The organism is Ensifer sp. GW101-20A05 (assembly GCF_059424735.1).
In genome coordinates this window covers 19,652-44,574 of sequence record NZ_JBWKZT010000002.1, presented here as the reverse complement: position 1 = coordinate 44,574, position 24,923 = coordinate 19,652, and the positions used below count along the sequence as shown (strand labels likewise).

The following is a 24,923-nucleotide window of genomic DNA, read 5'->3' as shown; positions in this document are numbered from 1 at the left end:
GATGAGCAACGAATTCAAGACCGGCGCGATCACGGCCGAACTCAACGCCATCGCCGATGCCCAGCCCTTTGTTACCCGCTTCCTCGTGCGCAATCTGCAAACAGGCGAAACGATTGGTCGTGGTGAGCGTGAAGAAACGCCGTCGGCCAGCACCCGCAAGACCTCGATCATGATGGCGGCGCTGAAGGCGGTATCGGAGGGGCGCCTGGATCTTGATGAGCGCATCACCTTCGAAGCACGCCTCGCCCAAGAAGTGGCGAGCGGCATGTTCCGCTACCTGACGCCGGGCATCGTCATTTCGCTGCGCGACGCAATCGTCGGCATGATGGTGCTGAGCGACAATGTCTGCACGAAGATGGTGTTCGAACGGCTGACGCTCGAAGAGGTCGATCGCTATTGCAAGGCGCTCGGCATGGTGGGCACGCACCACCGTTTCCTCATTCCGCCGCTGGCGCTGAAGCCCGATCATTCGCTTGCCGACGTTACAACCACGACGGCGGCCGACCAGGTGATGTTGTTGGAACTGATCCTGGGGGCTGAGCACGATGCCGTAGCAGCAGCCAAGCTGGGTATCTCCCTCGAGCTCGCCAGTTTTGCCGTGCAGACGCTCAAGAACCAGGTGCTGCGCTACGGCATCCGTTCGCGGCTTCCCTTCGAGGTGGTGGCCGCCTGCAAGGGCGGTCGGGGAAAACGCGGCCGAATGGATGCCGGCGTCGTCTATCGCGATGGCAAGCCGCTCTACGCCATCGCTGCCTTTACCGACGGCGTGCCGATGCTGATGCCGGACGGAACGCCCGGCTACACCATCGCGCTCGAAACGATCGGCAAGCTGTCGCAGGCCTGCTGGCGCGCCTTTTGAACCGACAACCAACAACAAGAGAGAGGAACCCATGAAAACCATACTTCTTGCCGGCACCATGCTGATGAGCGCGATCGCGCTCGGCCACGCGCGCGACCTGACGGTGGCGCAAAGCTCCGACATCCGCAGCAACGAGCCCGGCGTCAACCGTGACGGCAATACCGACTCGGTGATCTTCCACATCGTCGAAGGTCTCGTCGGCTATGCCGAGAACGGCGAAGTGAAGCCGCTGCTCGCCAAGAGCGTCGAGGTTTCCGCCGATGGTCTGACTTATACGTTCAAGCTGCGCGACGACGTGAAGTTCCACAACGGCAAGGCGCTAACCGCGGAAGATGTGGTCTGGAACTGGACCCGCTACATGAAGCCGGAGACCAAGTGGACCTGTGCCGGCGATTTCGACGGCGGCAAGTCGATCAAGGTGACGAACGTTGCCGCAGCCGATGCTTCCACCGTCACCATGAGCATCGAGAAACCGTCCGCGGTCTTCCTCGGCCTGATGGCGCGCCCGGAATGCGGCTACACCGGCATTGTCTCCAAGGATTCCGTCGGCGCTGACGGCGCCTTCGTCGCGCCTATCGGCACCGGTCCGTTCAAATGGGCCGAGTGGAAGAAGGGCGAATATGTCCGGCTCGAGAAGAACGCCGACTATGTCTCGCCCGACAATGACGGCAAGCCCGATGGCATGGTCGGCTCGAAGCGGCCGCTCGTCGACGGCATCAAGTTCATGGTGATCCCGGACGCTTCGACGGTGAAGACCGGTCTGCTTTCGGGCGCCCTAGATACCGCCGAGGTCTCGGCCGATCTCATCGCCGAGTTCAAGGGCAGCGACACGATGCAACTCATCGTCAAGCGCAACAACGGCAAGAACCTGCTCTACTTCCAGACCCGCGACAAGGTGCTGAGCAACGTGGCGGTCCGCCGCGCCATGGCCGAGGCGCTCGACCTCGATCAGCTCGTCGCCGCCGTTTCCAACGGGACCGGTGAGGCCAATTCGTCAATGGTCTCGGCCGACTCGGTCTTCTATTCCGACGTCCAGAAGAAGAAGATTCCGATGGACTTGGAAAAGGCGAAGAAGAACCTCGCCGATGCCGGCTACAAGGGCGAGCAGATCACCATCATCGCCAACAAGCGCGGCAACGTGCCGAGCTTCCCGGCGGCCGTCGTCGCCCAGGCGATGATGCAGCAGGTCGGTCTCAACGTGCAGATCGAGGTGCTTGACTACGCCACCCAGGTCGATCGCCGCCGCTCCGGCAATTACCAGGTGATCTCGCAGTCGGTCTCGCCGCGCCTCGATCCCGCGCTGATGTACGGCTTCTATGTCGGCAACAAGGACAAGAACGCCTCGCTGATGTGGGACAATCCGAAAGCGGTCGAACTGATGAAGGCGGCTTACATCGAGGCCGACCAGGCCAAGCGTCAGGCGATCTTCGACGAGTTCCACCAGTTGATGCTCGACGAGGTCCCCGGCATCTTCATGTACGACATGGTCGACATCTGGGGCGCCACCAAGAAACTGCACGGCCAGCCCGTCTGGCAGTCCAATACCCGTCTATGGGAAGTGACGCTTGATGACTGATCCGGCGCTGGCCTGATCTGACCAAAGAGATGGCGGCCGCTCTGCCGCCATCTTCAATCCACCGATAGCAATACTGATGCGACCGCGCACCGCGCCGTTGCAAAAGGAAGATTCATGCCAAAATCGTCCGCACTGACCGCCCTTGTCGAAACCGTCGAGGCGCTGAAGCCCGAATTCGCCGCGATGAGCGACGCGATCTGGGAACATGCGGAACTGAGCTTTCACGAGGAAAGGTCGGCTGCGACCCAGATCGCGATGCTGGAGAAGTACGGATTTCGCGTGTCGCGCGGGCTGGCCGAGATCGATACGGCCTTTGTCGGTGAGGCGGGCGCGGGCGGTCCGGTGATCGCCTTCCTTGGTGAGTTCGATGCGCTGGCGGGCTTGAGCCAGGTGGCCGGCGTCGCCGAAGCACGGGCAGAGGTCGAAGGCGCTACCGGCCACGGTTGCGGCCACAATCTGCTCGGTACCGGCTCGTTGCTCGCTGCCGTCGCGCTTGCCCGCTACCTGAAGGACAACGGGCTGCCGGGCACGGTGCGCTATTATGGTTGCCCCGGCGAGGAGGGCGGTTCCGGCAAGACCTTCATGGCGCGCGCCGGCGTCTTCGCCGATGTCGATACGGCGCTGACCTGGCATCCCGCACCCTTCAACGGCGTTCGCTCGACCAACAATCTCGCCGTGCTCGAAATCTACTACCGCTTCAAGGGTGTGGCGGCGCATGCGTCCAACGGCGCCCATCTCGGCCGCAGTGCGCTCGATGCGCTGGAACTGATGAATGTCGGCGTCAACTTCCTGCGCGAGCACATGCCGCAGGATTGCCGTGTGCACTATGCGATCACCGATGCGGGCGGCAAGGCGGCAAACGTCGTCCAGGCGCGTGCCGAGGCGCTCTATCTGGTGCGGGCGCCGCAGATGCCGGAAGCACTGGCGCTGGCTGCGCGGATCGACAAGATCGCCAAGGGCGCGGCGATGATGACCGAGACCGAGGTCGAGATCGTCTTCGATCGGGCGGCGACGAACCTTCTGCCCAACATCGCACTGGAGACGGCAATCCATCAGAACATGGTGGCGCTCGGCCCGATGCCTTTCGACGAGGCCGACATCGCCTTTGCCAAGGACATCCAGAAGACGCTGACGCCGGAGGCGATATCGAGCAGCATCCGGCTCTACCAGATCAAGGGCGACGTCTTCGCCAGCAGCCGTCTCGACGGTTCGACCGGCTTGCATCTCGGCCTTCGCGATTTCGAGGGGCAGTCGCATTTCCGCGCCGGCTCGACCGATGTCGGCGATGTGAGCTGGATCACCCCGACCGCGCAATGCTGGGCACCCGCCTGGGCAATCGGCACGGCGCCGCACACCTGGCAGGTGGTGGCGCAGGGCAAGAGCCCGGCCGCGCACAAGGCTTTCGCCCATGCGGCGAAATCATTGGCGGCAACGGGTCTCGATCTGATCCTCGATGCCGATCTGCTGGCGCGCGCAAAGGCGGAGTGGCGCGAAAAAACAGAGGATAAACCCTATCAGTGCCCGATCCCGGATCACATCGGCCCCAAGCTCTGATTGCTGATTTGACGGTTTTATCGAACGCCCGCGCCGCCGTCGCGGGTGTTTTCTTTTGCGAGATTGGCACCCCCAGCGTGTCGCTCGCCATTGCCGCCGATCGCGGTCGAAGTCTTGACGCGAATCAGAAGCTTCGGCATCTCTGTTACGGAGTTTTTCGAATAAGTGCTGATTGGCCGTATTTGGATTAAATCTCTGTTAGTGCATCGCCGCAGCGTTGTGCCGCGATGCATGCAAGGAGTAGGGCGAAATGACGATGACGGCAACCCAGGCAAGGCAGGACGCGGATCACTCCCAGGCTCGCCGTCCGGCCGACGAAGCGATCGCGGCCGATGCGCGCGCGCTTTCCGACCAGTTGAAGGCCATGCGCGAGCGGCTCTTCCCGCCGACGGCGATGAAGACGCTTCGCAGTTTCACCTCGGGCGAGGCGGCCAAGCTGATCGGTGTCTCCGACGGCTATCTGCGCCAGCTTTCGCTTGCCGGCGAGGGCCCACAGCCGGATACGGGGCTCGGCGGTCGCCGGTCCTATTCGCTCTCCGACATCAACGCGCTTCGCCGTCATCTCGCCGAACAGGCGCTGGCCAAGGGCAATGCCGTCAAGGCGCGTAGCTACCTCAAGTGGCGTGACCGGGGAGCAGGCGAGCACCTGCAGGTGATCTCTGTCACCAACTTCAAGGGCGGCTCCGGCAAGACGACCTCGTCGGTGCATATCGCGCAATATCTCGCCATGACAGGCCATCGCGTACTGGCCGTCGACCTCGACCCGCAGGCCTCGCTTTCCGCCCTCTTCGGCTATCAGCCGGAGCTCGACCTCACGGGCAACGACACGCTCTATGGCGCGATCCGCTACGACGCCGAAGCGCGGCCGCTGAAGGACATCATCCGCAAGACCTATTTCGACGGTCTCGATCTTGTGCCCGGCAATCTCGAGCTTCAGGAGTTCGAGCATACGACGCCGCAGGCGCTGAGCGCCCGCCACAATGGCAGCGATGCCGGCCCGCTGTTCTTTGCCCGCGTGCAGACAGCGCTCGCCAGCGTCGCCGATGACTATGATGTCGTCATCATCGATTGCCCGCCGCAGCTCGGTTATCTGACACTCTCGGCCCTTTGCGCTTCGACCTCCGTCATCGTCACGGTGCATCCGCAGATGCTCGACGTCGCCTCGATGAACCAGTTCCTCTACATGACGTCGGATCTCTTAAGCGTCGTGCGCGAGGCCGGTGGCGAGCTGAATTTCGACTTCCTGCGCTATCTCGTCACCCGCTTCGAGCCGAACGACGGGCCGCAGGCACAGATCGTCGGCTTCATGCGCTCGCTGTTTGGCGAGCGGGTGCTGACCTCGGCCATGGTGAAATCGACGGCGGTCTCGGACGCCGGCCTGACGAAGCAGACGCTTTACGAGGTCGGGCGCGAGAATTTTACGCGCGCCACCTACGACCGTGCGGTCGAATCGCTGAACTCGGTCAACGGCGAGATCGAAGCACTCATTCATGCGGCATGGGGGCGCTGATCGAATGGCTGGCAATCGCAAGAACGAGCTGCGCGCCCTCTTCTCCGGCAATGTCCAGCCGGCAGGTCCGGCCGCGCCGGCTGATGAAACGCAGCCTGCCACTGCGGCGAGCGCCCAGCCCGCCCAGCCCGTGACCGCCAAGGCACCGCTTGCCGAAGTTCCCCGCGCCGCTTCCGGCGCGATCAAGGCCATGGGCCTTTCTCTCGGCAGCATCACCCGTGAGGCGGAAGAGGCGCGCGCGCTGCGCGAAGCCCTGACGCAGGGCGAGCGTGTCGTCGAGCTCGATCCGGACCTGGTCGATGCCTCCTTCGTCGGCGACCGCCTGACGGATGGCGAAACCGACGACCCGGATTTCCTGGCGCTTGCCGACAGCATCCGCGACAGCGGCCAGCAGTCGCCGATCCTGGTGCGTCCGCATCCGGAGAAGCACGGCCGCTACCAGACGGCCTATGGCCACCGGCGCCTCAACGCCGTGCGTAGCCTCGGCATCAAGGTCAAGGCGATCGTCCGGCCGCTGACCGACGATGAGCTGGTGCTCGCCCAGGGCAAGGAAAACGCTGAAAGGCGCAACCTCTCCTTTATCGAGCGGGCGATGTTTGCCTCCGCGCTTGCCGACCGCGGCTTCGACCGCAAGGTGATCGGCGAGGCGCTTGCCGTGCAGAAGAGCGAGCTGTCGCGTTTGATCCAGGTTGCTGAAGGCGTGCCGCCGGTTATCGCCCGCGCCATCGGCCCGGCGCCGAAGGTCGGCCGTGAGCGCTGGATGGCGTTTGGCGCCCTGCTTGAAGACGAGGCTGCGGTCCAGACCGCGCAGGAGGAATGCCGCTCACGCCGCTTCCTCGAAGCAGAGAGTGACCACCGGTTCCAGATTCTCTTCACCCGCCTGTCGCGCAAGCCGAAGCCGGAAACGGTGAAGCCGGAAACGCTGGTCGACGCCGGCGGACGTGCCTTTGCCAAGCTCAAGCGCGACGGCAAGAACGCCCGCATCGAGTTTGCCGCCGACGTCGATCCTGCCTTCATCGACGAGGTGGCCGCGCTGCTTGCCAAGCATCACGCGGCGTTTGCATCGGGCCGCGAAGGCTGACGGCGAGGTCTGGCTTAAGGTCGCTGTCGTGACCCGCAACCAATTTCAGCTTCCAACCATCGCCATCCCCGTCTAATCACCGGGGATGTTCGCGATTCAGAGATTTACTTGGGTCCTATGACGTCGGGCGGGCCACGCTTCTAGGTTCCTGAGATCTGATTAGCCCTAAGCGTCTGCCCTTGCCGAGACCGTGCGGGATGACTGCACATCGGGCGAACCAAACTAAGATCTGAATAGATTGCTGAGCGGACTGTGGACGCTCAGTCGGGATTTTTGTCGAAATTCGAGGGTATGGCTTTGGGTGCGTCGTTGAGCTTCGTGAGGGCTGGAATGCGCAGCAGGCGCAGAGCGCGACACGGTCGTGTATGACATCATCAGGCGGCACCACTCAACGACCATGTTCCGTGATCATTTCGTCTTGCAACGCTGGCATTAAGTATTCATTTGGAAGATGAGGTTTCGACGTGACTATTTCAATGAAGATCTTACCGTTTCTATTTGTCTCAACGACGGCAATAATTGTTTCATGCAAGGCATATCGCGATACATTATTCTATTTTCGAAATAATTTGGATTTCAATATGGATAATTAATATTCTGGAACAACGTATAAAACAGAAGGTCCACACGACGATTACAAAGAAAGCAATGGACGTATGATATTATGTTGATCTCCGCTTATTTTGGCTGTGCTATATATTGCATTATTTGTATTGATTCTTTCGTGAGAAATAAATAACGCGGCGTTTGTTATTTAATCTTATTTTTGTTCTACCTTGATGAGTCGATCGTGAAGAACTCGCTTCAGGCAGTTTGCTGCGGCATTGGTCGGCTCTGGAACGTGAGGAAGAGTGCGGCGAACAGACACAAAAGTTGCCTGAACCATCGCAGCAGGAGGGAGAAGTTGTATCCGGCGGCGGCCAAAACGGCATTGACGGCATCTACCATCGGTTTTCGCAGAAGTACTTCGACTGGTACGTGGCCGAGCTCGCATGGCGCGCGGATTGCCGCCAGGTAAGCATTCGTGGATATACGTTCCAGATAGAGCGGACACAATCCGGCCTCAAGCGTGCGAAGTCAGAAGGAAAGGCCCTCGGCCGTCCTTCGACCCTCAGCGAAAAACAGAAGCAGGACGTCCGCGACGACCTGACAAGCGGAATGAGCGTCTCGGCCGTCGCGAGAAAGTTCGCGACAAGCCGGCAGACGATCATGCGCGTGCGCGACGAAAGTTCACGATCCATTCGGCCTTAGTGCCGCGCGGCAAGCCTGCGGAGCAGCCATGCAGAAAAGCGCCGTGGCAAGCCCCGAGCTCACGCCGGCGGCGCTGACGAGCATGTGGGGATCGTTCCGCGCGCTTGGCGGCGGCCGCCTCGGCGCCAGGCTCGGCGAGCAGATCGCGGTGGCGATCGCCGACCGCAACAATTGCAGCTATTGCCTCGCCGCCCATACCGGGCTTGGCCGCAAAGCCGGGGCAACCGGAGAGGAGATGGCCGAGGCGCAGGCGGGCCGATCAGCCGATCCGCGCACGGCGGCAGCCCTGCAGTTCGCCATCAAGGTAGTCGACCGGCGGGCCGCAATCGAGGCGGCGGACGTCGATGCGCTAAGGGCGGCCGGCTTTGACGACGAAGAGATCGTCGAGATTATCGCCCACATCGCCCTCAACCTCTTCACCAACGACCTCAATGTCGCGCTCGATGTGCCGGTCGATTTTCCGGGCGTGAAACTCACGCGGGCCGCCGCCTAAGCACCTGCTGGCCCTTTCGGTCCGCCCGAACGCACCCGCGATGCTTGGGCGTCGGGAGGACGGGGGATGTTGCCAGCCCCTAGCATTCGCAGGAATGCCCACGTGCTCTGCGGATTCTTGCGGCTGATGCATAGCTGCACTGCAACATAGATGCTGGCGGACGGCGATGGTCCGCGTATGATGAGTTCATCGAAGCGATGCACCTCCTCCCGCACCGCTTCGATATCCAGACGGCCCATTCCTCCTCCCAAAGGGACGTTTGTTGGAGCAGCGGCACTCCTCCTCCCAAGTCGCTGTTCGTTTGTTTAGGAAAGCCTGCCGCACCTCCTCCCGCGGCAGGTTTTTCTATTTCGGGGCGATGGCGCGTCAGAGCCCGAGATCAAGATGGGACTGTGGTTGCGGGCGGGAATGCTCCCGCTGAATTACAGAAATTGACGATGAACCGATCACATGCGGATCTTCGGTCGACTGGCTTTTCCGCTTCGCCTGCTCTCAGGTGAGATTTCACCCATTCTCTGACGCACGTTAAAGTTGATGCGCCGCCTGAAAGGCATATATGCTTGCGCGTCAGGGTGAGCCGCTGCAACGATCTTCGCGACAACAGGAATCAAGCAATGTCGTCAATTCCATGGGTAGAATTAGTTCAGCAGAATACGGCTAAATACGGCGAGCTCGTTGCTGGCATTGATCCTTCGCTGGTGGATATGCCTGCATTCTTTGAGCAGGATGACGGCATTCCCTGGATTAGCCGCTTCGTCGATTTCGTCTTAGATGCCATCGAAGGACAGGTCGGATTCGTAAAGTTTCAGAGCGCCTATTTCGAAGCGTGCGGCCTTTCCGGCCTCACGGCGCTCTCATTAGGCATGAAGCGGGCCAGGGCCGCCGGAATGGGAGTGATCCTGGATGCCAAAAGGGGCGACATCGGAGCAACCGCGACCGCCTATGCCCACGCCTATCTGACACCGGCGTCCGAAGGCGGAAGCGGTGACTTCGAAGCGGATTGCTTGACGGTAAACCCCCTGATGGGCCCAGACACCCTCGAGCCCTTTGTCGCAACCGCAAAGCGCTACGGCAAAGGCCTTTTTGTGCTCTGCCGCACATCCAATCCCGGCGCCGGCTGGCTGCAGGACAAGAGGACGGGGAACCGACTGATCTCCGATCACGTTGCCGATCTCATCGAAGGTCTTGCCCCAGACCCTGAAGGTTTGAACCCGATTGGTGCCGTTATCGGAGCGACGGTTCCGCATGAAGGAAGGCGGCTGCGAATGCTTCTCCCGCGCTCCATCATTCTGGCTCCGGGCCTTGGCGCACAAGGCGGTGATGCCAGCAGCATACATGCGCTTCGTGGAACACAGCAGGGCGATCTTTTAATTCCGGTCTCGCGCGGTCTTACTCGCATCGAAGACCGAGGAATCTCTGCGGCAGCCTATCGCAACCTGATCTTGGAACGGATCAGTGCCTTCAGGGGTGCGATCGCCCACGGCCCAACGTCTACGGCCGCAGTTGGCTGAACAGCAGTCGCTACCTTGTGAAAAGCAGCCATCGCCGTTAGCCATGAGATGGTCGTCACCTAGCCTCGGATGCAGCGCGCCGCTGGTTAACGAATGTCACGAAAGGGCCCCAGGCAGCGTTCGGCATACACTCGTGGAGAGCCCGACACAATCGTCCAGATGGGGCAGGGACGATCCTGCCACAATTCTGAACGGACGTGCCTAAACCGATCCGAGGTTTTCGCGCGCGTCTACCAAGGGGTTTCGGCTCGATGGACACCAAGAACATCGGACAACCGTGACGTAATTGTTTTCATCACATCGGGTGAGCTTCTATCAACGCCATAGACGAAATCCGGGAAATCGAGAGTCTTTTGGAGCGCCCAGATAGCTTCGTGCTGCTCCGGCGAGAGAATTTGCACTGGGTCACCGACAGCGACCCACCCGATCGGCACGGTCGAGCCCGGTTCCAACCGCGTTCGCAGATGCACGGTTCCGTTGATGCGGACTTCGGACCCCTGTCCGATCTGCAAAAGATTTCCATGCCTGCGGTGATGTTCCCCGTCAGGTACGGAGCAAGTGTTGCTGACCATCGACCATATACCGCAATCAGCAATGTGCCGCCGCCGACAAAGAAAGCCAACCGTGGATCCCGTATCGCCGTCTTGAGGCTCTTGAGTAGCGGCGCCGGAACGGGAACAAGGGTATTGTCGCTTTGATGGATCGGCACGTGCAGCACGTGAAGGGCGAGCGCGAAGATCGCGTAGACGACGCCAGCAATGATGAAGAGAGCGGTGGACGCAGCGCCAGCGGCGATGCCAATCAAGGGTCCGACGGCCCAGCCGACATTCGTGGCCGTGTAGCGCCAGGAAAAATACTTGAGCCGTAGCGGCTCGGGGCAGATGTCACTCATCAGGGCACGCGAAATCGGCTCATAGATCGCGAGAGCGACGGCGGCAACGATATGAGCAATGCAAAATGCCAGACGGTTTCGGCGAGCCCCATTCCGATCAGCGCAAGTGCCATAGAAAGCAGGGTGAGCCTCAGCACGGTCTTGCGCCCCATCGCATCCGACAGGGATCCCGCGAAGGGAGCTGCGACAGCACCCATTAGGGGACCAATGCCCAGGAGCGCACCAATCATGGCCGGACCGAGCCCGAACGACTGTTGCAGCTTGATGGCAAGAAATGAGAGTGACATTGCCCGCGCGATGGTCACGAGTCCTGAGCCGGCAACGAGGAACAGGACGTAGTTCAGTTTTTGTTTATGGTGCCTCATCTGCGCCCCGGCAATCCATCGTCGTGAATTCAAGCTATATTGGGATTCGCAAAATTCCGGTTCTCAGGCAGCTGAAATGCGGACGTTTGCAATCTGTGAAGTAAGGCTTCTGCGACCTCGCGTGCCGCAGAATGCAATCAACTGATGCGGTTGTCGGGAGAGAAACGCAGCGCCAGCAACAGAAGCAGCACGATACCGACAGCCATCATGATCCATGCCTGCGACAAGTCGTCTGAATGGCTTCGCAGCCAACCAGCGGCGAAGGGCATAATGGTGGCGATCATGTACCCCTGCCCTGGAATCGGATGACCACATGGACAAACCGGCCGACATGCCCGCCCTTGGTGGAGCCTCGGCCGAACCGCTGAGATTCCTGGACTTCCTGATCTATGAGCCGATCAGAGCCGTCATGCTGCACAAGTCAGGCATCAGCGTGATCGTACCAGCTCCGGAGCGCTACGCGATCCACAAGCTGATCGTCGCCAGCCGCCGCGTCGTTGACACGCTTGGTTCCGCGAAACGAGACAAGGACTTGAGGCAGGCCGTTCTCCTGTTCGAAGCACTCGATGTCGCCAATCGGCTCAATGAGCTGTCGGACGCACTGCATGAGGCATGGGAGAGGGGAGAGGCCTGGCGCTACGCGATCAAGACCGGGATCGGCTACATGAGCCGCGCTGATCGGGCGAAGACGGAAGCGTTGTTCAAGGAGCTCGGCGTCGATCCATTCAAGGAAGATAGGTAGGGGCGGCTATTTCACAGATTTAGAAGCGCCCTCGCTGCAGCGGGTTTCTAGTTTGTTCTGGCTTTGTGCGTTCAGGGTCGCATACTGTATCGGGCCTTTATCAACATGGGGTAATCGCGGGAGCGGTTACCCCATGTTGATAAAGGCCATGTATCGAGTGGAATGAACCGAGGCTGTCCTTCTGAACGGCTTTCAGCTTGGTGCGTCACGCTACGAAGCGGTTAGCCGGTAGTCCCCGTACACCGGGGTTTACGGCGAACACCGCGCCTTCCTGTGGGTTGGCTGCCAGATGTTCATCGCGCATCGTGAAGCGTGCTGAAGTTACGAAAAGAGTCTCAAATCCAGGCCCGCCGAATGTGCAACTTGTCGGCCAGGAACAGGGCAGCTCGACGATGCGATCTATCCTGCCATCCGGGGCAAATCGAACGACGCAACCGCCGCCCGCAACGCGACAATTCCATATGAAACCTTCGGCGTCCATGCAGGATCCATCTGGCCGGCCTCGTTCAAACCCCGAAAGAAGGTTTCGCCGATTGCGTAGCAACCCAGACTCTCTATCGAGCTTGTAGCTATATAGAGCGTTTTCTTCAGTGTCCGCCGTGATGAGGCGGCCGTCGCCGGTCCAAATGAGCGTGTTTGTGATGCCAAAGCGGTCATCACATACGGGACGCAATTCTCCGTGCGCATATCGATAGAGCCTTCCTGTTTTGGCCGACATCGCAAGCGGCGTGCCGTCGGCGGTGATGTTGTCTTGCATCGTGCCTACCCAGAAGCTCCCGTCAGGTGCGACGACGCCCTCATTCAGCCGGTTGCCCGGCAGTTCCGGCTCGACCTCTGCCGCCAACCGAAGTGGTCCGCCGAAGTCCCACAGCGCAATCGACTTTCTCGACCCGACGATCGCGCCGCCGTCGGCTCGAAGTCCAATCGACGTGATCAGATCGGGGAAGTGCCATGTTTCATGCTTGTTAGACGCCGAGCAGAGCCGATGGATCGCTTTCCCCACGATGTCGACCCAACACAGCTTGTGATGTCGATCATCCCATACTGCACTCTCGCCGACGATGTTTTCCGCCGCGAGAACCACGTCAAAGTCGATGTTCATGCGCCCTCCTTGTTGGCTGGAAATTGGTTCTTGACACATAGCTTACCCATAAACTATGACTCAGTTCAATTCAACCTGTCGGACAGGTTTTATAAAACCGGGAGACGAAAAATGATAGTGGCGCCCCTCGACGAAGAGCAATTTGCAGCCGGCAATCTCGTCGGCACAGCCATCGGCGCCATTACCCAGCACATCCGGACAAACGAGCTTGGACCCGGCGATCGCCTCCCCAGCGAAGCAACTTTGTCGAAGGAGCTGAGTGTCTCTCGGTCAGTGGTTCGCGAAGCTTTCCGATCACTCGCCACCATGCGGCTGATTGATCTGAATGTCGGAAAGCGCGCGACCGTGGCTCAACTCGATCATGGCGCAATGTCCCTGATGATCGAGCATGGCGTGCACACCGCCCAGATCAACATCAATCAGGTCTATGACGTGCGCCGCACGATCGAAATGCGAACGGCGACGCTAGCGGCGCTGAGGCGAACGGAGGCAGAAGCGCGCATCATCCTCGACCACGCGCAGGCGATGGAGAAGAATTTCGCCGATGCGGACAAGGTCATGGAAAGCGACCTTGCCTTTCACCTGGAGATCGCGCGCGCCTCCAAGAACCCGATCTTCTCCATCATTGTCGGAGCCTTTCAAGGTGTCTCTCGACAGACCTGGCCGATCGGATGGCGCAGTCGCGCCTCCGACGCGGAGCGGCATGCCATGAATCGCATCCATATTGAGTTAGCTGAGGCGATCGGTGCCGGCGATCCGCAGGCCGCCAGCCAGCTTATGGCTCGCCATTTTGATGAAAGTGCCAAAGCATTGATCGCCGCCGGTATCGCTTAAAGGATAGCCCTATGCAAATATCGAGACTTGAAACGCTCCGCATCGCGGAGCGACCGAACCTGCTTTGGCTGCTCGTACACACGGACGAGGGACTGACCGGACTTGGAGAAACCTTCTTCGGCGCCGAGACTGTCGAGGCCTACATCCACGAATATGTCGCGCCGCGCGTTATCGGCCGAAACCCGCTCCAGATCGATCTTCTCGCGACTGACCTGGTGGGTTACCTCGGGTTTCGCTCGTCCGGTGCGGAGGTACGCGGCAATTCGGCCTTTGACATTGCACTCTGGGATATATTCGGAAAGGCGACTGGTCAGCCGATCGCGCAACTGCTCGGTGGCTTCAGTCGCAATGAAATCCGGACCTACAATACCTGCGCTGGGACGGAATACATCAAGAAGGCGACCGGCCAGACAACGGCGAACTACGACCTATCCTCTGCGTCCAGCCGCAACTACGACGACCTGAATGGTTTCCTCCATCGCGCCGACGAACTTGCCTTATCTCTCCTGGAGGAGGGCATTACGGCGATGAAGATTTGGCCGTTCGACGTCGCGGCGGAAAAGACGCGCGGCCAATATATTTCGGTTCCTGATCTTAAATCGGCGTTGGTACCGCTTGAGAAGATCCGCGCCGCGGTCGGCGATCGAATGGACATAATGGTTGAGTTCCATTCGATGTGGCAACTCTTGCCGGCAATGCAGATTGCCCGCGCCCTCGAACCGTACCAGACATTTTGGCATGAAGACCCCATCAAGATGGACAGCCTCTCGAGCCTCAAGCGTTATGCGGCGGTCTCGCCTGCGCCGATTTCGGCGTCGGAAACTTTGGGTTCGAGATGGGCCTTCCGCGACCTCTTGGAAACAGACGCTGCAGGCGTGGTCATGCTGGACATAAGCTGGTGTGGGGGACTGTCGGAGGCGCGGAAGATCGCCGCGATGGCGGAGGCATGGCATCTCCCGGTTGCGCCGCACGATTGCACTGGTCCGGTCGTACTTTGCGCGTCGACGCACCTGTCGCTCAACGCCCCCAATGCGTTGGTTCAGGAGAGCGTTCGAGCCTTCTACAAAACCTGGTACCGCGACCTGGTGACGGCGCTTCCAGAAGTTCGAAACGGAATGATCACGGTCCCACCCGGTGCAGGTCTCGGGATGGAGCTCAACCCAGACCTCGAAAAGGCATTCACGGTGTCACGCCGCGTCTCAAGCGCGGACTGAAGAATTCGGCAGTTAATCTGCAGCTTAAGGAGGAGTAAGCATGCGAAAGGTTTTGATAGGAAGTGGATTAGGGTTGGCGCTTCTCGGCTCGAGCGCGCTTGGCGCGTCGGCCGAGCCGTTGAAGATCGTCTTTACACATCACTCGTCGGCTTCGAATACGTTCTGGCAAGCGGTGAAGAAGGGGTTTGACGACGCCTGTGAGAAGATCGCGGCAAGCTGCCAGATGGTGTTTACACAGACTGAAGGCTCTGTGGAACAACAACTCTCCAACATGGAAGCTGCGTTGGCGAGCAAGCCCGACGCACTTCTGACCTCCATCGTTGATGACAAGGCGTTTGACGACGTCATCGCGCGGGCCACCAAGAATGGCGTGGAGGTGATCGGCGTCAACGTTGATGACAGCGAGGGAGCGAAAGGAAACGCGCGCGCCGCTTTCGTCGGACAGGGCTTCCGAAAAGCCGGGTACTCGCTCGGGAAGGCGATGTCAGAGAATTTTCCGAAAGAAGGACCGGTCAAGGTACTCGTCGGCATCTCGGCGCCGGGGCAGAATTGGTCTGAAGCACGCGGGCAGGGCGTGATGGACTTCCTCGAGGAGTTTAAAGCTGCAAATCCTGGCCGTGACATCTCTTGGGAAAGGATCGACAGTGGAACGGACCTTGCGGTCACGTCGGATCGTGTTGGCGCCTATCTCAACGCGCATCCCGACACGACAGCCTACTTCGACACCGGCTTCTGGCATGCTGCCGTAGCGCGCGTGCTCAAGGACCGTGGGATCGCACCAGGCAAGGTGCTCCTGGGCGGTTTCGATCTTGTTCCCGAGGTCGTTCAGCAAATGCAGACCGGCTATGTTCAGGTGCAGGTCGATCAGCAGCCATACATGCAGGGATTCATGCCCGTGATGCAGGTCTATCTCGCCAAGAACTTTGGCCTCGCTCCGGCGGACATCGATACGGGGCAGGGGATCGTGCGCCCGGAAGACGCCGACAACATCATGGACCTGTCTGCAAAGGGCCTGAGGTAAGCGCCTCTCTCCAACGTTCCAGCGATTAGAGAGTGACCAATTGATCAAGCATCGGCTTTGCGCGGCAACAGTGGCGCGCAAAGCTATGAATTTGGCTGGAGGCCTGCGAACGAGCAGCCCTGCCGCACGGGAGTGCATGCAAATGAAAAGAATGCTGAAAATTTACATGGAGAAGCCAGAACTGGCGGCGCTTCTTCTGCTCTTTCTCCTGATCGTTCTCTTTCAGATCCGGTCAGGAGGCATCTTTTTGAGCTTTGATAATCTGCGAGGCTTCGTTGGGATCCTGCCGGAGATGGCGCTCGTAGCGATGGGCGTCACTGTTTTGATGATCTGCGGTGAATTCGATCTTTCGGTGGGAGCGGTGTTCGCCCTCATGCCGATGACGATGGCGGTCTTGATGGCCACGGGGATCGCGTTCCCGTTGGCCTTTGTCGCTGGCGTACTTGTCTGCGTGGCTATAGGTTTCCTGAACGGCTTTCTGACGATCCGGTTCGCCATTCCGAGTTTCATCACCACGCTTGGCATGATGTTTGTGGCGAGGTCTCTCACCGTGGTGATCTCCGGCGGCTTCCCGCCACTCCTGCCGGCTGATCTTCCCACATGGCTCTTCACCAGTTTCGTGGGGCCAGGGCAACTTCTTCGCATGTCGTTCATCTGGTTCGTCGTCATTGCTGTCCTTGTGTCTCTGCTTCTGAACCGAACGAACCTGGGAAACTGGATACGAGCAACTGGCGGGTTCCTGCCGGCCGCAGATGCGCTCGGAATCCCGACGGCGCGCGTCAAGATTGCCTGCTTCATTCTGTGCTCGGTGCTTAGCGGCTTTGCCGGGCTTATTCAGGTGCTGCGCCTTGGCTCGCCACTGCCTTCGATTGGCGAGGGTATGGAGCTTCAGGCCGTCGCCGCAGCCGTCATTGGCGGAACCGCCTTGAATGGCGGAGTGGGGGCCGTCCTCGGAGGCATCATTGGCGTCGTGCTCATCCGTGTCATCGATAACGGTCTGATCCTCAGCCAAGTCGATGCCAACTGGTTCAAGTTCGCGATCGGAGCACTGACCATCTTTGCGGTCGTCGCCAATTCATGGCTGCGCAAGCGGGCCAAAGCGATTAAGATGGAGATCTGAGCGATGAACGGTCCAATTGTTTCCGTCAAAAACCTGCACAAATGGTATTCCGGCGTTCATGCCCTTAGGGGTGTCTCGGTCGATTTCGCGCGCAATGAAGCCGTCGGCCTGATCGGCGACAACGGTGCGGGCAAGTCGACGCTGATCAGCATCCTTTCCGGTGTCCAGAAGCAGGACGAAGGTCGCATTTTTGTCGAAGGCAAGGAGGCGACGATATCAAGTCCGCGTGACTCGATGCGGCTCGGTATCGAGACCATCTATCAATACAACTCCATGGTGCCGACCATGTCGATCGCTCGGAATCTGTTTATTGGCCGCGAGCCGATCAAGTACTCCCTCTTCGGCATTGGCGTGCTCGACATGCGCAAGATGCGCAAGGAGAGCGTACAGGCCATCGCGGATGTCGATCTGCACCTGCGCTCGCCCGACGCTTTGGTTGGCGAACTCTCGGGTGGCCAACGACAGGGCGTCGCTATCGCGCGAGCCATGCACTTCAAGTCGAAAGTCATGATCCTCGACGAGCCGACAAATCACCTGTCGGTGAAGGAAACCAATAAAGTCATAGGTTTCGTTCGCTCGTTGAAGGAACAGAACGTCACCGGCATCTTCATCAGCCACAATATGCACCACGTGTTCGAGTCCTGCGACCGGGTTGTCGCTATGGCGCGTGGGCAGATCGTGCTCGACAAGCGCGTCAGCGAGACGTCGATCGACGAAGTTCAATCCGTGCTCTGAGGAGGAATGCAGATGAAACCACTTGAGGGAAAGGTGGCGCTGGTCACAGGCGGTCTCGGCACGCTCGGTCGCGCACAGACCAGTAAGCTCAGCGCCGAAGGCGCGGCCGTCATCGTGCTCGATCGCCCCGGTCACGAGGCAGAGGCGACAACGCAGGACCTTGGCGAGAATGCGCGTTTTCTCGGTTGTGATCTCAACGACCTGGCACGGTCAGAGCAACTCATTCGACAGGAGGCCGAGGCGTCAGGTGGCATCGACATCCTGATCAACAACGCTGCGCTCATCATCAACAAGCCGTTCCAGGACTTCAGCCTCGAGGAGTACGAGGATCAAATCCGCGTCAATTCCTCGGCTGCTTTTGCAGCGGTGCGAGCCTGTGCCGAATGGATGAAACAAAAACGAAGCGGAAAGATCCTCAACTTCGCGTCCATCACACTCAACGGACAGTGGGATGGTTATGTGCCCTATGTCGCTTCGAAGGGGGCGATGATCGGCCTGACGAAGTCGCTTGCGCGGGAACTCGGCCCCTATGGCATCAACGTCAATGCCATCTCCCCCGGAGCCGTCATCTCCGAGGCCGAAAACCGTGTCTTTGCAGATCGACTTCAGGAGTACAACGATTGGGTTCTGGACCGGCAATGCATCAAGGCACGTCTCAAGCCCGAGGACGTGGCGGAGCTTGTCTATTTCCTCGTTTCCCCGGCCTCAGACATGATCACGGGTCAGAACTTCGCCATTGACGGCGGTTGGTAGATGGTTGTCGAACGGGTCACCGTCGAGAACGGCAGCGCGCATCTGCAGCTCGTTCCGGCGCTTGGCGGTGGGATCGCGCAGCTTGATGTGCGAACTGCGAGCGGAGACTGGCTTCCTGTATTGAGGCCCTGGCATGGCCGATTTGAGGATGGTCCCTTCGAACTGGGATGTAACGTCCTCGTTCCGTTTTCGAACCGCATTTCCGGGGGCGGTTTCGAGCATGATGGCGCGTTTTACACCGTGCCTGCCAACTTTGCAGACGAGCCCCTCCCCATTCACGGCGACGGCTTCCAGCGGCACTGGCACTTGCTTGCTCACAATGATGAGACAGTGGAACTCGGATGCGATGGGGAGATCGGCCCATTTCGCTATCGCGCTTGGCAGCTCTTTACCCTGCGGGACGACAGGCTGGTGGTGGAGCTGCGCGTTCAAAACCTCTCGCAGCAAGCGTTACCCTTCGGCATTGGGTTCCATCCGTGGTTTCCGCGAAATGAGGGCACTCGGCTGAAATTTCAGGCCACGGAGTTTTGGCTAGAAGACGGCAATCATCTTCCCGCTGGTCGACAGAACATCTGCGAGGTTCCGGACCGGAACTTTGGCGACGGCCGGGCACTGCCCGAGCATTGGATTAACAACGCCTTCGGTGGGTGGGCACGAGAGGCGATCATTTCCCAGGAAGGGGGGGCGGCTTCCGTCAAGATCACTGTTTCCGATACTCTTGGATATGCGCTGGTCTATTCGCCAGGATCGAAGGCGGACTTCTTTTGTTTCGAGCCGGTTTCCCACCCGGTAGACGCACATAATCTCGTTGGCCGTCCGGGTTTAAGGGTACTCGAACGTCACGAGGAACTGACGGCTTCAATGACGCTGAATTGGGATGAACGATATGGAACTCGATAAGTCTGGCACTTTCGTTGGTCGTGTGTGGTCATCTGAGGAACAGGGACCGGTGTTGGTGACTGTCAGGGCAGGCGTAGTCTTCGACATCACGTCGAAAGAGGCGCCAACGATGCGGGATCTCGCGGAGATGGATGATCCTGTTCGATACGTCAGGGCGCAACGGGGGAGGGCGATCTGCGATCTGGTGGAGCTCCTCTCGGCAACTCCTGCGCAGTCCGAAACGCCACGGATCCTCGCGCCATGTGACCTCCAGGCGATCAAAGCCTGCGGCGTCACCTTCGCACGATCGATGCTCGAAAGAGTCATCGAAGAGCGCGCTGCCGGCAATCCAGAACGTGCCTCCGAAATCCGCGAGCGGGTGACAATGCTCGTCGGCGATAGCTTAAGCGACCTCAAGGCCGGCTCACCTGCGGCGGCAAAGGTCAAGCAGGCGCTGATCGAAGAAGGCGTATGGTCCCAATATCTCGAAGTCGGGATCGGTCCCGACGCCGAAGTCTTCACCAAAGGCCAGGTCATGTCGGCCGTCGGCTACGGGGATGAAGTGGGTCTGCACCCGATTTCGAAATGGAATAACCCCGAGCCCGAGGTCGTGTTGGTTGTCAACAGTAGAGGCATAGTCAAGGGAGCGACGCTCGGTAATGACGTGAACTTGCGTGATGTTGAGGGGCGGTCAGCACTCTTGCTTGGCAAGGCCAAGGACAACAACGCATCCTGCGCGCTCGGACCGTTCATTCGGCTGCTCGACGAGAGCTATTCGATCGACGACGTGCGCAATGCCGACCTCGACCTCAGGATAGAAGGCGAGGATGGCTATGTGCTGAAGGGCAGGAGTTCGATGAAGGAGATCAGTCGTGATCCACTCGATCTGGTATCACAAACCATCGGCGCCCATCACCAGTATCCCGATGGCTTCATGTTGTTCATGGGCACTCTGTTTGCGCCCGTCGAAGATCGTGACGTCCCGGGTCAGGGATTCACCCATAAGCTCGGCGATGTCGTGACGATCTCAAACGCTCAACTGGGGTCGCTGATCAACACGGTGCGATTGTCAACCGAGTGCAGTCCCTGGACTTTTGGCACATCGCACCTGATGCGCTATCTCGCGGCACGTCAATTGATCTGAATGGAACCGACCATGACATTGCACCAGAACCTGATTGCCGGCGAATGGGTCGGCGGTGACGGGGTTGCGAATATCAATCCGTCCGACACCAACGACGTGATCGGCGAGTATGCCCGCGCCTCGGTGGAGGATGCCAAGGCTGCGATTGCCGCGGCGAAGGCCGCGTTTCCGGCCTGGTCGCGCTCCGGCATCCTCGAGCGCCACGCGATCCTGAGGAAGACCGCCGACGAGATCCTCGCCCGCAAGGACGAGCTCGGAAGGCTGTTGTCGCGCGAGGAGGGCAAGACGCTTGTCGAAGGCATCGGCGAGACGGTGCGTGCCGGCCAGATCTTCGACTTCTTCGCCGGCGAATGCCTGCGACTGGCGGGCGAAGTGCTGCCGTCGGCGCGACCCAATATCGGCGTCGAGATCACCCGCGAGCCGGTCGGCGTCGTCGGCATCATCACGCCCTGGAACTTCCCGATCGCCATTCCCGCCTGGAAGATCGCGCCGGCGCTTTGTTACGGCAACACCGTCGTCTTCAAGCCGGCCGAGCTGGTGCCCGGCAGTTCCTGGGCGATCGTCGACATTCTCCATCGCGCCGGCCTGCCGAAGGGTGTGTTGAACCTCGTCATGGGCAAGGGCTCGGTCGTCGGCCAGGCGATGCTCGACAGCCCCGATGTGCACGCCATCACCTTCACCGGCTCGACCGGCACCGGCAAACGGGTGGCGTTGGCCTCCGTCGAGCACAATCGCAAATACCAGCTGGAGATGGGCGGCAAGAACCCCTTCGTCGTGCTTGACGATGCCGATCTGTCCGTTGCGGTCGAAGCGGCGGTCAACTCCGCCTTCTTCTCCACCGGCCAGCGCTGCACCGCGTCGTCGCGCATCATCGTCACCGAGGGCATTCACGATCGTTTGGTGGCCGCGATGGGCGAACGGATGAAGGGGCTGACGATCGACGACGCCTTGAAGGCCGGCACCCATATCGGTCCGGTGGTCGACCAGAGCCAGCTCAACCAGGACACCGACTATATCGCCATCGGCAAACAGGAGGGCGCCAAGCTTGCCTTCGGCGGCGAGATCCTGAAGCGCGACACGCCCGGTTTCTACCTGCAGCCGGCGCTGTTCACCGAGGCGACCAATCAGATGCGCATTTCGCGGGAAGAGATCTTCGGGCCGGTGGCGTCCGTCATCCGCGTCAGGGACTACGACGAGGCGCTCGCGGTGGCCAACGACACACCCTTCGGCCTGTCGTCGGGCATCGCCACCACCAGCCTCAAGCATGCGACGCATTTCAAGCGCAACGCCGAGGCCGGCATGGTCATGGTCAACCTGCCGACCGCCGGCGTCGATTTCCACGTGCCGTTCGGCGGCCGCAAGGGCTCGTCCCACGGGTCGCGCGAGCAGGGTCGCTACGCCGCCGAATTCTACACCACCGTCAAGACGGCCTACACCTTGGCTTAAGCGGGAATGTTTAGGTTGAGGCGCGCCGCCTTGAGATCATTCGAGGCAAGGGGGGAGGGGCCGACGTTTCGGTTCCCTTCAAGGCGAAAAGCTCCTCCACTGATGGGCGCAATGCGGACCGCGATCAATGCGTTCAACCGCCCCCCATGTTGGTCACAGAGGGCATCGTCGCGCCGGCCTAAAGCAGACATCTTCTTGGCCACGGCGTCCCTCGACTGTGCGCCAGTAGCGGTTATTGCCAATCGGATATTCTAACGTCGCATTCGGGCGGTGTGTCCGCTCTCGGTTACCGCTTCTCGAAAGCAGACATCGGCGTGCGGTGCGTCGACGGCTAATTTGTGGCGGCAAGCGGTAACCAAATCTGCCCATGGTCTGACGATACAGCACGTCGGCTCGCTCCGCTGACCGGCAGTGTAGGGCGTTAGCGCGCTGCGGGCGCACACGTCGGCTACGTCACGGTCGTCCTGTGGGCCGCGGCAAGAAGGCCCCGCAGGCGGCAGCGGCGGAATAGTCAGAGCCAGCGGCGAACCTCGGCCTTGTAGCGGCGGTAGTCGTCGCCGAACTTCGCTTCGAGATAGCGCTCCTCGCGGGCGATCACCTGCGTCTGGATCGCGATCAGCACCAACGGGAGCAAGGCGAAGGCGATCGGCCCGTCGAAGCCGATCGCAAGGCCGGCATAGATAAGCGCCATGCCGAGATACATGGGATTGCGGGTCCACCGATAAGGACCGGTCGTTGCGATGAGGGTCGTTGGCTGCGACGGCGGAACGTGGGTGCCCAGCCGCCGGAACAGCCCCGCCGCCGCAAGCATCATCGCTGCGCCGGCAACGAACAGCAGCGCGCCCGTCGCGACCAGCAACCCCCAGTCGATGCCGAAAGAGCGCAGGGTGACGAACCGCTCCGCCGCCAGCCCCAACAGCAGCGTTCCCAGATAGACGAAGGGCGGAGGGAAGCGCACACCCGCGCTGTCCGGTTCGACGGCCATGCTCATCTCCAATCTGTGCTCTCAAATCAGCATCGACTGTTGGGCGAAGATACCCGCCATCGCGCCTTGCCATGATGCGGTGGTGACCGAGGGCATGAGGGGGTTGGCGAGGTCGCCGGCGGCGTAGATGCCGGGCATGCTGGTTTCGCGGCGCTCGTCGACCTTGAGGGCGATGCCGAGGGGCGTATCGACCGTGGCGAGACCCAGTGATTCATGCAGGCTTGCGGACGGCTTGTTGCGCGGATGCGCGAACAGGATGTCGACCGCGACATCGGGGCCGGTATCGAGCTTGACGGTGGCGCTATGGCCCCCGTGACGGGCGATCCCGGTGATCCGGCCCTCGACGACAGGTATGTTGCGATGCGCCAGATCGGCCCGGATATCGGGCGGAATGTCGTGACCATCTGCGAAGAGCGTCAACCTGTCGGTCCAATCGTGGAACAGCCTGACAGACTGGTGCGACTGCGGGCCGGACCAGACCAGGCCCCAATGCTGGCCGGCGACTTCAAAGCCGTCGCAATAGGGGCAGGGCACGATGGACGTGCCCCAGCCTTCGGCAAAGCCCGGAACATCAGGCATCTGGTCGGCGACGCCATAGCTCAGGATCAGGCGGCGGGCCCCAAGGCTTTCGCCATCGCCAGTGAGGATGGAGAAATCGTCGATGGCGCCGGAGATGCTGTCGGCCCGGGCATTGACCAGCCTGATCGTGGGATAACGCGCTAGCTGCTGCCGCGCCTCGGCTAGGATGTCCAGCGGTGGCTTGTGATCGTGAGCGAGCAGGCCATGCGAGTGGCTGGCGAAGCGGTTGCGTGGCAGGCCGGTATCGAGAACGGTGACCTTGCGGCGGGCGCGGCCGAGCTGCAGCGCGGCGGCGAGACCGGCAAAGCTGCCGCCGATGATGACGACGTCATCCATGGTGATGGGCTCCGTGTTGTGGTTGGAGGGGGGGTGGGTTGGGCCTGGTGCGCAATATCGTCCAGCGATACGCGCTCGAAACGGGCAGCGAGCCGGGCTTCGGCATTGGCGAGAAAGTCGCCCATCACTGTGTTGATCGACCGGACGGTGCCGCATTCGATATCGCCGGGCGGCCCGGATTTGGAGGACATGGTTGAAACCTACCCAATGGCTTGCACATTTTAGAAACTGTATGGTATCGTAATTCAAGAATTAGGATACTGTCAAGGACTGGAATTGTCGTGACCGAAAACACCCAGGGCCGGCGCGGCCGGCCCGCCAACGAGGCGCTTGGCCAAACGATAGTCGACGCCGCGTGCGAACTCTTTGTGGAATTGGGTTTTCAAGCGACGACATTGGACAAGGTCGCCCAGCGAGCGAGGATATCCAAGCTCAGCATCTATCGGCACTTCGAGAACAAGGAGGCGCTGTTCAGTGCGGCCATCGCGGCCCACTGCCATCAGTTTGCACCCCAGTCTCTTATTGAAGGCGTCGACGGTTCGGCCGAACATCAGCTCATGGCGGTGGGCACATCCCTGCTTCGCACGCTGTTGAGCCCGGACGTCCGCAGTGTCGAAGCCATGATCATGGCGGACAAGACGAATCAAAAGTCGTTAAGCAAGCTCCATTACGTAGCCGGCCCCGCCTATGTCATCGCCCAAATCGAGGCCCTGTTGCGTCAGTTGCACGCGAAGGCGGTTCTGAACGTGCCCGATCCTCTCCGGTCCGCCCGCTTGTTTGCCGCGCTTATCAAAGGATCCGATCTCCTGATTATCGCACGCTTCGATCAGGCGAGAGCAGAGGACGACAACGAAATCGAATCCTATTGCCGGTCCGCCGTCGCCATGTTCGTCGCCGCACACGGTGGGAACGACCACGCGGGCGGATAGCCTGGTTAAGAA

At 60.3% G+C, this 24,923-nt stretch carries 22 protein-coding genes and 3 pseudogenes; 19 read left to right on the top strand and 6 right to left on the bottom strand.

Annotated elements, in window-relative coordinates; translation table 11 throughout:
* The first annotated feature begins 1 nt into the window (after window position 1).
* From AC070A_RS05335 to repB, 5 genes are all read left to right on the top strand, one after another.
* Window positions 2–859 (top strand): serine hydrolase, encoded by an 858-nt coding sequence (locus AC070A_RS05335; RefSeq protein ID WP_113480164.1) that lies wholly within the window; start codon window positions 2–4, stop codon window positions 857–859.
* A 31-nt stretch (window positions 860–890) separates the two neighbouring features.
* Entirely contained in the window at window positions 891–2,435 is a 1,545-nt protein-coding gene (locus tag AC070A_RS05330) for an ABC transporter substrate-binding protein (protein WP_057251738.1), read from the top strand.
* Between the two features lie 114 nt (window positions 2,436–2,549).
* On the top strand, window positions 2,550–3,989 hold the full coding sequence (locus AC070A_RS05325; RefSeq protein ID WP_057251737.1) for a M20 family metallopeptidase: 1,440 nt from the start codon (window positions 2,550–2,552) through the stop codon (window positions 3,987–3,989).
* Window positions 3,990–4,245: 256 nt separating this feature from the next.
* Complete coding sequence (gene repA / locus AC070A_RS05320; RefSeq protein WP_113133081.1) at window positions 4,246–5,499, top strand: plasmid partitioning protein RepA; 1,254 nt, start codon at window positions 4,246–4,248, stop codon at window positions 5,497–5,499.
* A 4-nt stretch (window positions 5,500–5,503) separates the two neighbouring features.
* Window positions 5,504–6,580, top strand: coding sequence for a plasmid partitioning protein RepB (gene repB, locus AC070A_RS05315; protein ID WP_113133079.1), 1,077 nt, complete (start codon window positions 5,504–5,506; stop codon window positions 6,578–6,580).
* An 804-nt stretch (window positions 6,581–7,384) separates the two neighbouring features.
* On the opposite strand, the pseudogene AC070A_RS05310 reads toward repB, so the two are convergent.
* Window positions 7,385–7,522 (bottom strand): annotated as a pseudogene (locus tag AC070A_RS05310) (IS5/IS1182 family transposase); the annotation flags it as partial.
* Between AC070A_RS05310 and AC070A_RS05305 the strand changes: the two are divergent.
* The 3 genes and pseudogenes from AC070A_RS05305 to pyrF form a co-directional block, all read left to right on the top strand.
* Window positions 7,487–7,831 (top strand): annotated as a pseudogene (locus AC070A_RS05305) (helix-turn-helix domain-containing protein); the annotation flags it as partial. The pseudogenes AC070A_RS05310 and AC070A_RS05305 sit on opposite strands and share 36 nt — an antisense overlap.
* A 28-nt stretch (window positions 7,832–7,859) precedes the next feature.
* A complete protein-coding gene (locus AC070A_RS05300) occupies window positions 7,860–8,324 on the top strand; it encodes a carboxymuconolactone decarboxylase family protein (protein WP_112997381.1) in 465 nt (154 codons plus the stop codon).
* A 614-nt stretch (window positions 8,325–8,938) separates the two neighbouring features.
* Window positions 8,939–9,835 (top strand): orotidine-5'-phosphate decarboxylase, encoded by an 897-nt coding sequence (pyrF, locus tag AC070A_RS05295; RefSeq protein ID WP_112997382.1) that lies wholly within the window; start codon window positions 8,939–8,941, stop codon window positions 9,833–9,835.
* A gap of 295 nt (window positions 9,836–10,130) precedes the next feature.
* Here pyrF and AC070A_RS05290 read toward each other — a convergent pair.
* Window positions 10,131–11,014 (bottom strand): annotated as a pseudogene (locus AC070A_RS05290) (MFS transporter).
* A 215-nt stretch (window positions 11,015–11,229) separates the two neighbouring features.
* On the bottom strand, window positions 11,230–11,376 hold the full coding sequence (locus tag AC070A_RS05285) for a CynX/NimT family MFS transporter (RefSeq protein ID WP_162728218.1): 147 nt from the start codon (window positions 11,374–11,376) through the stop codon (window positions 11,230–11,232).
* Between the two features lie 11 nt (window positions 11,377–11,387).
* Here AC070A_RS05285 and AC070A_RS05280 point away from each other — a divergent pair, with 11 nt between their 5' ends.
* Window positions 11,388–11,834 (top strand): GSU2403 family nucleotidyltransferase fold protein, encoded by a 447-nt coding sequence (locus AC070A_RS05280; RefSeq protein ID WP_255571177.1) that lies wholly within the window; start codon window positions 11,388–11,390, stop codon window positions 11,832–11,834.
* Window positions 11,835–12,039: 205 nt separating this feature from the next.
* Here AC070A_RS05280 and AC070A_RS05275 read toward each other — a convergent pair whose 3' ends face one another.
* On the bottom strand, window positions 12,040–12,936 hold the full coding sequence (locus AC070A_RS05275) for an SMP-30/gluconolactonase/LRE family protein (RefSeq protein ID WP_112997058.1): 897 nt from the start codon (window positions 12,934–12,936) through the stop codon (window positions 12,040–12,042).
* A 111-nt stretch (window positions 12,937–13,047) separates the two neighbouring features.
* On the opposite strand from AC070A_RS05275, the gene AC070A_RS05270 reads away from it, so the two are divergent.
* The 9 genes from AC070A_RS05270 (at window position 13,048) to AC070A_RS05230 (ending at window position 22,082) form a co-directional block, all read left to right on the top strand.
* On the top strand, window positions 13,048–13,770 hold the full coding sequence (locus AC070A_RS05270) for a FadR/GntR family transcriptional regulator (protein WP_113480184.1): 723 nt from the start codon (window positions 13,048–13,050) through the stop codon (window positions 13,768–13,770).
* An 11-nt stretch (window positions 13,771–13,781) separates the two neighbouring features.
* Complete coding sequence (locus tag AC070A_RS05265; protein ID WP_112997060.1) at window positions 13,782–14,984, top strand: mandelate racemase/muconate lactonizing enzyme family protein; 1,203 nt, start codon at window positions 13,782–13,784, stop codon at window positions 14,982–14,984.
* 40 nt (window positions 14,985–15,024) lie between these two features.
* Window positions 15,025–16,005, top strand: a complete 981-nt coding sequence (locus tag AC070A_RS05260) for a sugar ABC transporter substrate-binding protein (protein WP_112997061.1) — start codon at window positions 15,025–15,027, stop codon at window positions 16,003–16,005.
* Window positions 16,006–16,147: 142 nt separating this feature from the next.
* Window positions 16,148–17,125 (top strand): ABC transporter permease, encoded by a 978-nt coding sequence (locus AC070A_RS05255; protein WP_112997062.1) that lies wholly within the window; start codon window positions 16,148–16,150, stop codon window positions 17,123–17,125.
* 3 nt (window positions 17,126–17,128) lie between these two features.
* Window positions 17,129–17,860: a sugar ABC transporter ATP-binding protein gene (locus tag AC070A_RS05250; protein WP_112997063.1), complete on the top strand. Its 732-nt coding sequence runs from the start codon at window positions 17,129–17,131 to the stop codon at window positions 17,858–17,860.
* Window positions 17,861–17,872: 12 nt separating this feature from the next.
* Window positions 17,873–18,613 (top strand): SDR family oxidoreductase, encoded by a 741-nt coding sequence (locus AC070A_RS05245; RefSeq protein ID WP_112997066.1) that lies wholly within the window; start codon window positions 17,873–17,875, stop codon window positions 18,611–18,613.
* Window positions 18,614–19,513 (top strand): aldose 1-epimerase, encoded by a 900-nt coding sequence (locus tag AC070A_RS05240; protein ID WP_112997064.1) that lies wholly within the window; start codon window positions 18,614–18,616, stop codon window positions 19,511–19,513.
* The gene (locus tag AC070A_RS05235; RefSeq protein WP_375374118.1) at window positions 19,491–20,636 is read left to right on the top strand and encodes a fumarylacetoacetate hydrolase family protein; all 1,146 of its coding nucleotides are present in this window, start codon (window positions 19,491–19,493) and stop codon (window positions 20,634–20,636) included. The genes AC070A_RS05240 and AC070A_RS05235 overlap by 23 nt, the downstream gene beginning before the upstream one ends.
* Window positions 20,637–20,648: 12 nt before the next feature.
* Window positions 20,649–22,082, top strand: coding sequence for an aldehyde dehydrogenase family protein (locus AC070A_RS05230; RefSeq protein WP_218373158.1), 1,434 nt, complete (start codon window positions 20,649–20,651; stop codon window positions 22,080–22,082).
* Between the two features lie 511 nt (window positions 22,083–22,593).
* Here AC070A_RS05230 and AC070A_RS05225 read toward each other — a convergent pair.
* Complete coding sequence (locus AC070A_RS05225) at window positions 22,594–23,067, bottom strand: methyltransferase family protein (protein WP_113480275.1); 474 nt, start codon at window positions 23,065–23,067, stop codon at window positions 22,594–22,596.
* Window positions 23,068–23,088: 21 nt separating this feature from the next.
* Window positions 23,089–23,982, bottom strand: coding sequence for an NAD(P)/FAD-dependent oxidoreductase (locus AC070A_RS05220; protein ID WP_218373157.1), 894 nt, complete (start codon window positions 23,980–23,982; stop codon window positions 23,089–23,091).
* 281 nt (window positions 23,983–24,263) lie between these two features.
* Here AC070A_RS05220 and AC070A_RS05215 point away from each other — a divergent pair, with 281 nt between their 5' ends.
* Entirely contained in the window at window positions 24,264–24,911 is a 648-nt protein-coding gene (locus tag AC070A_RS05215) for a TetR/AcrR family transcriptional regulator (RefSeq protein ID WP_112995109.1), read from the top strand.
* Window positions 24,912–24,923 lie beyond the last annotated feature (12 nt).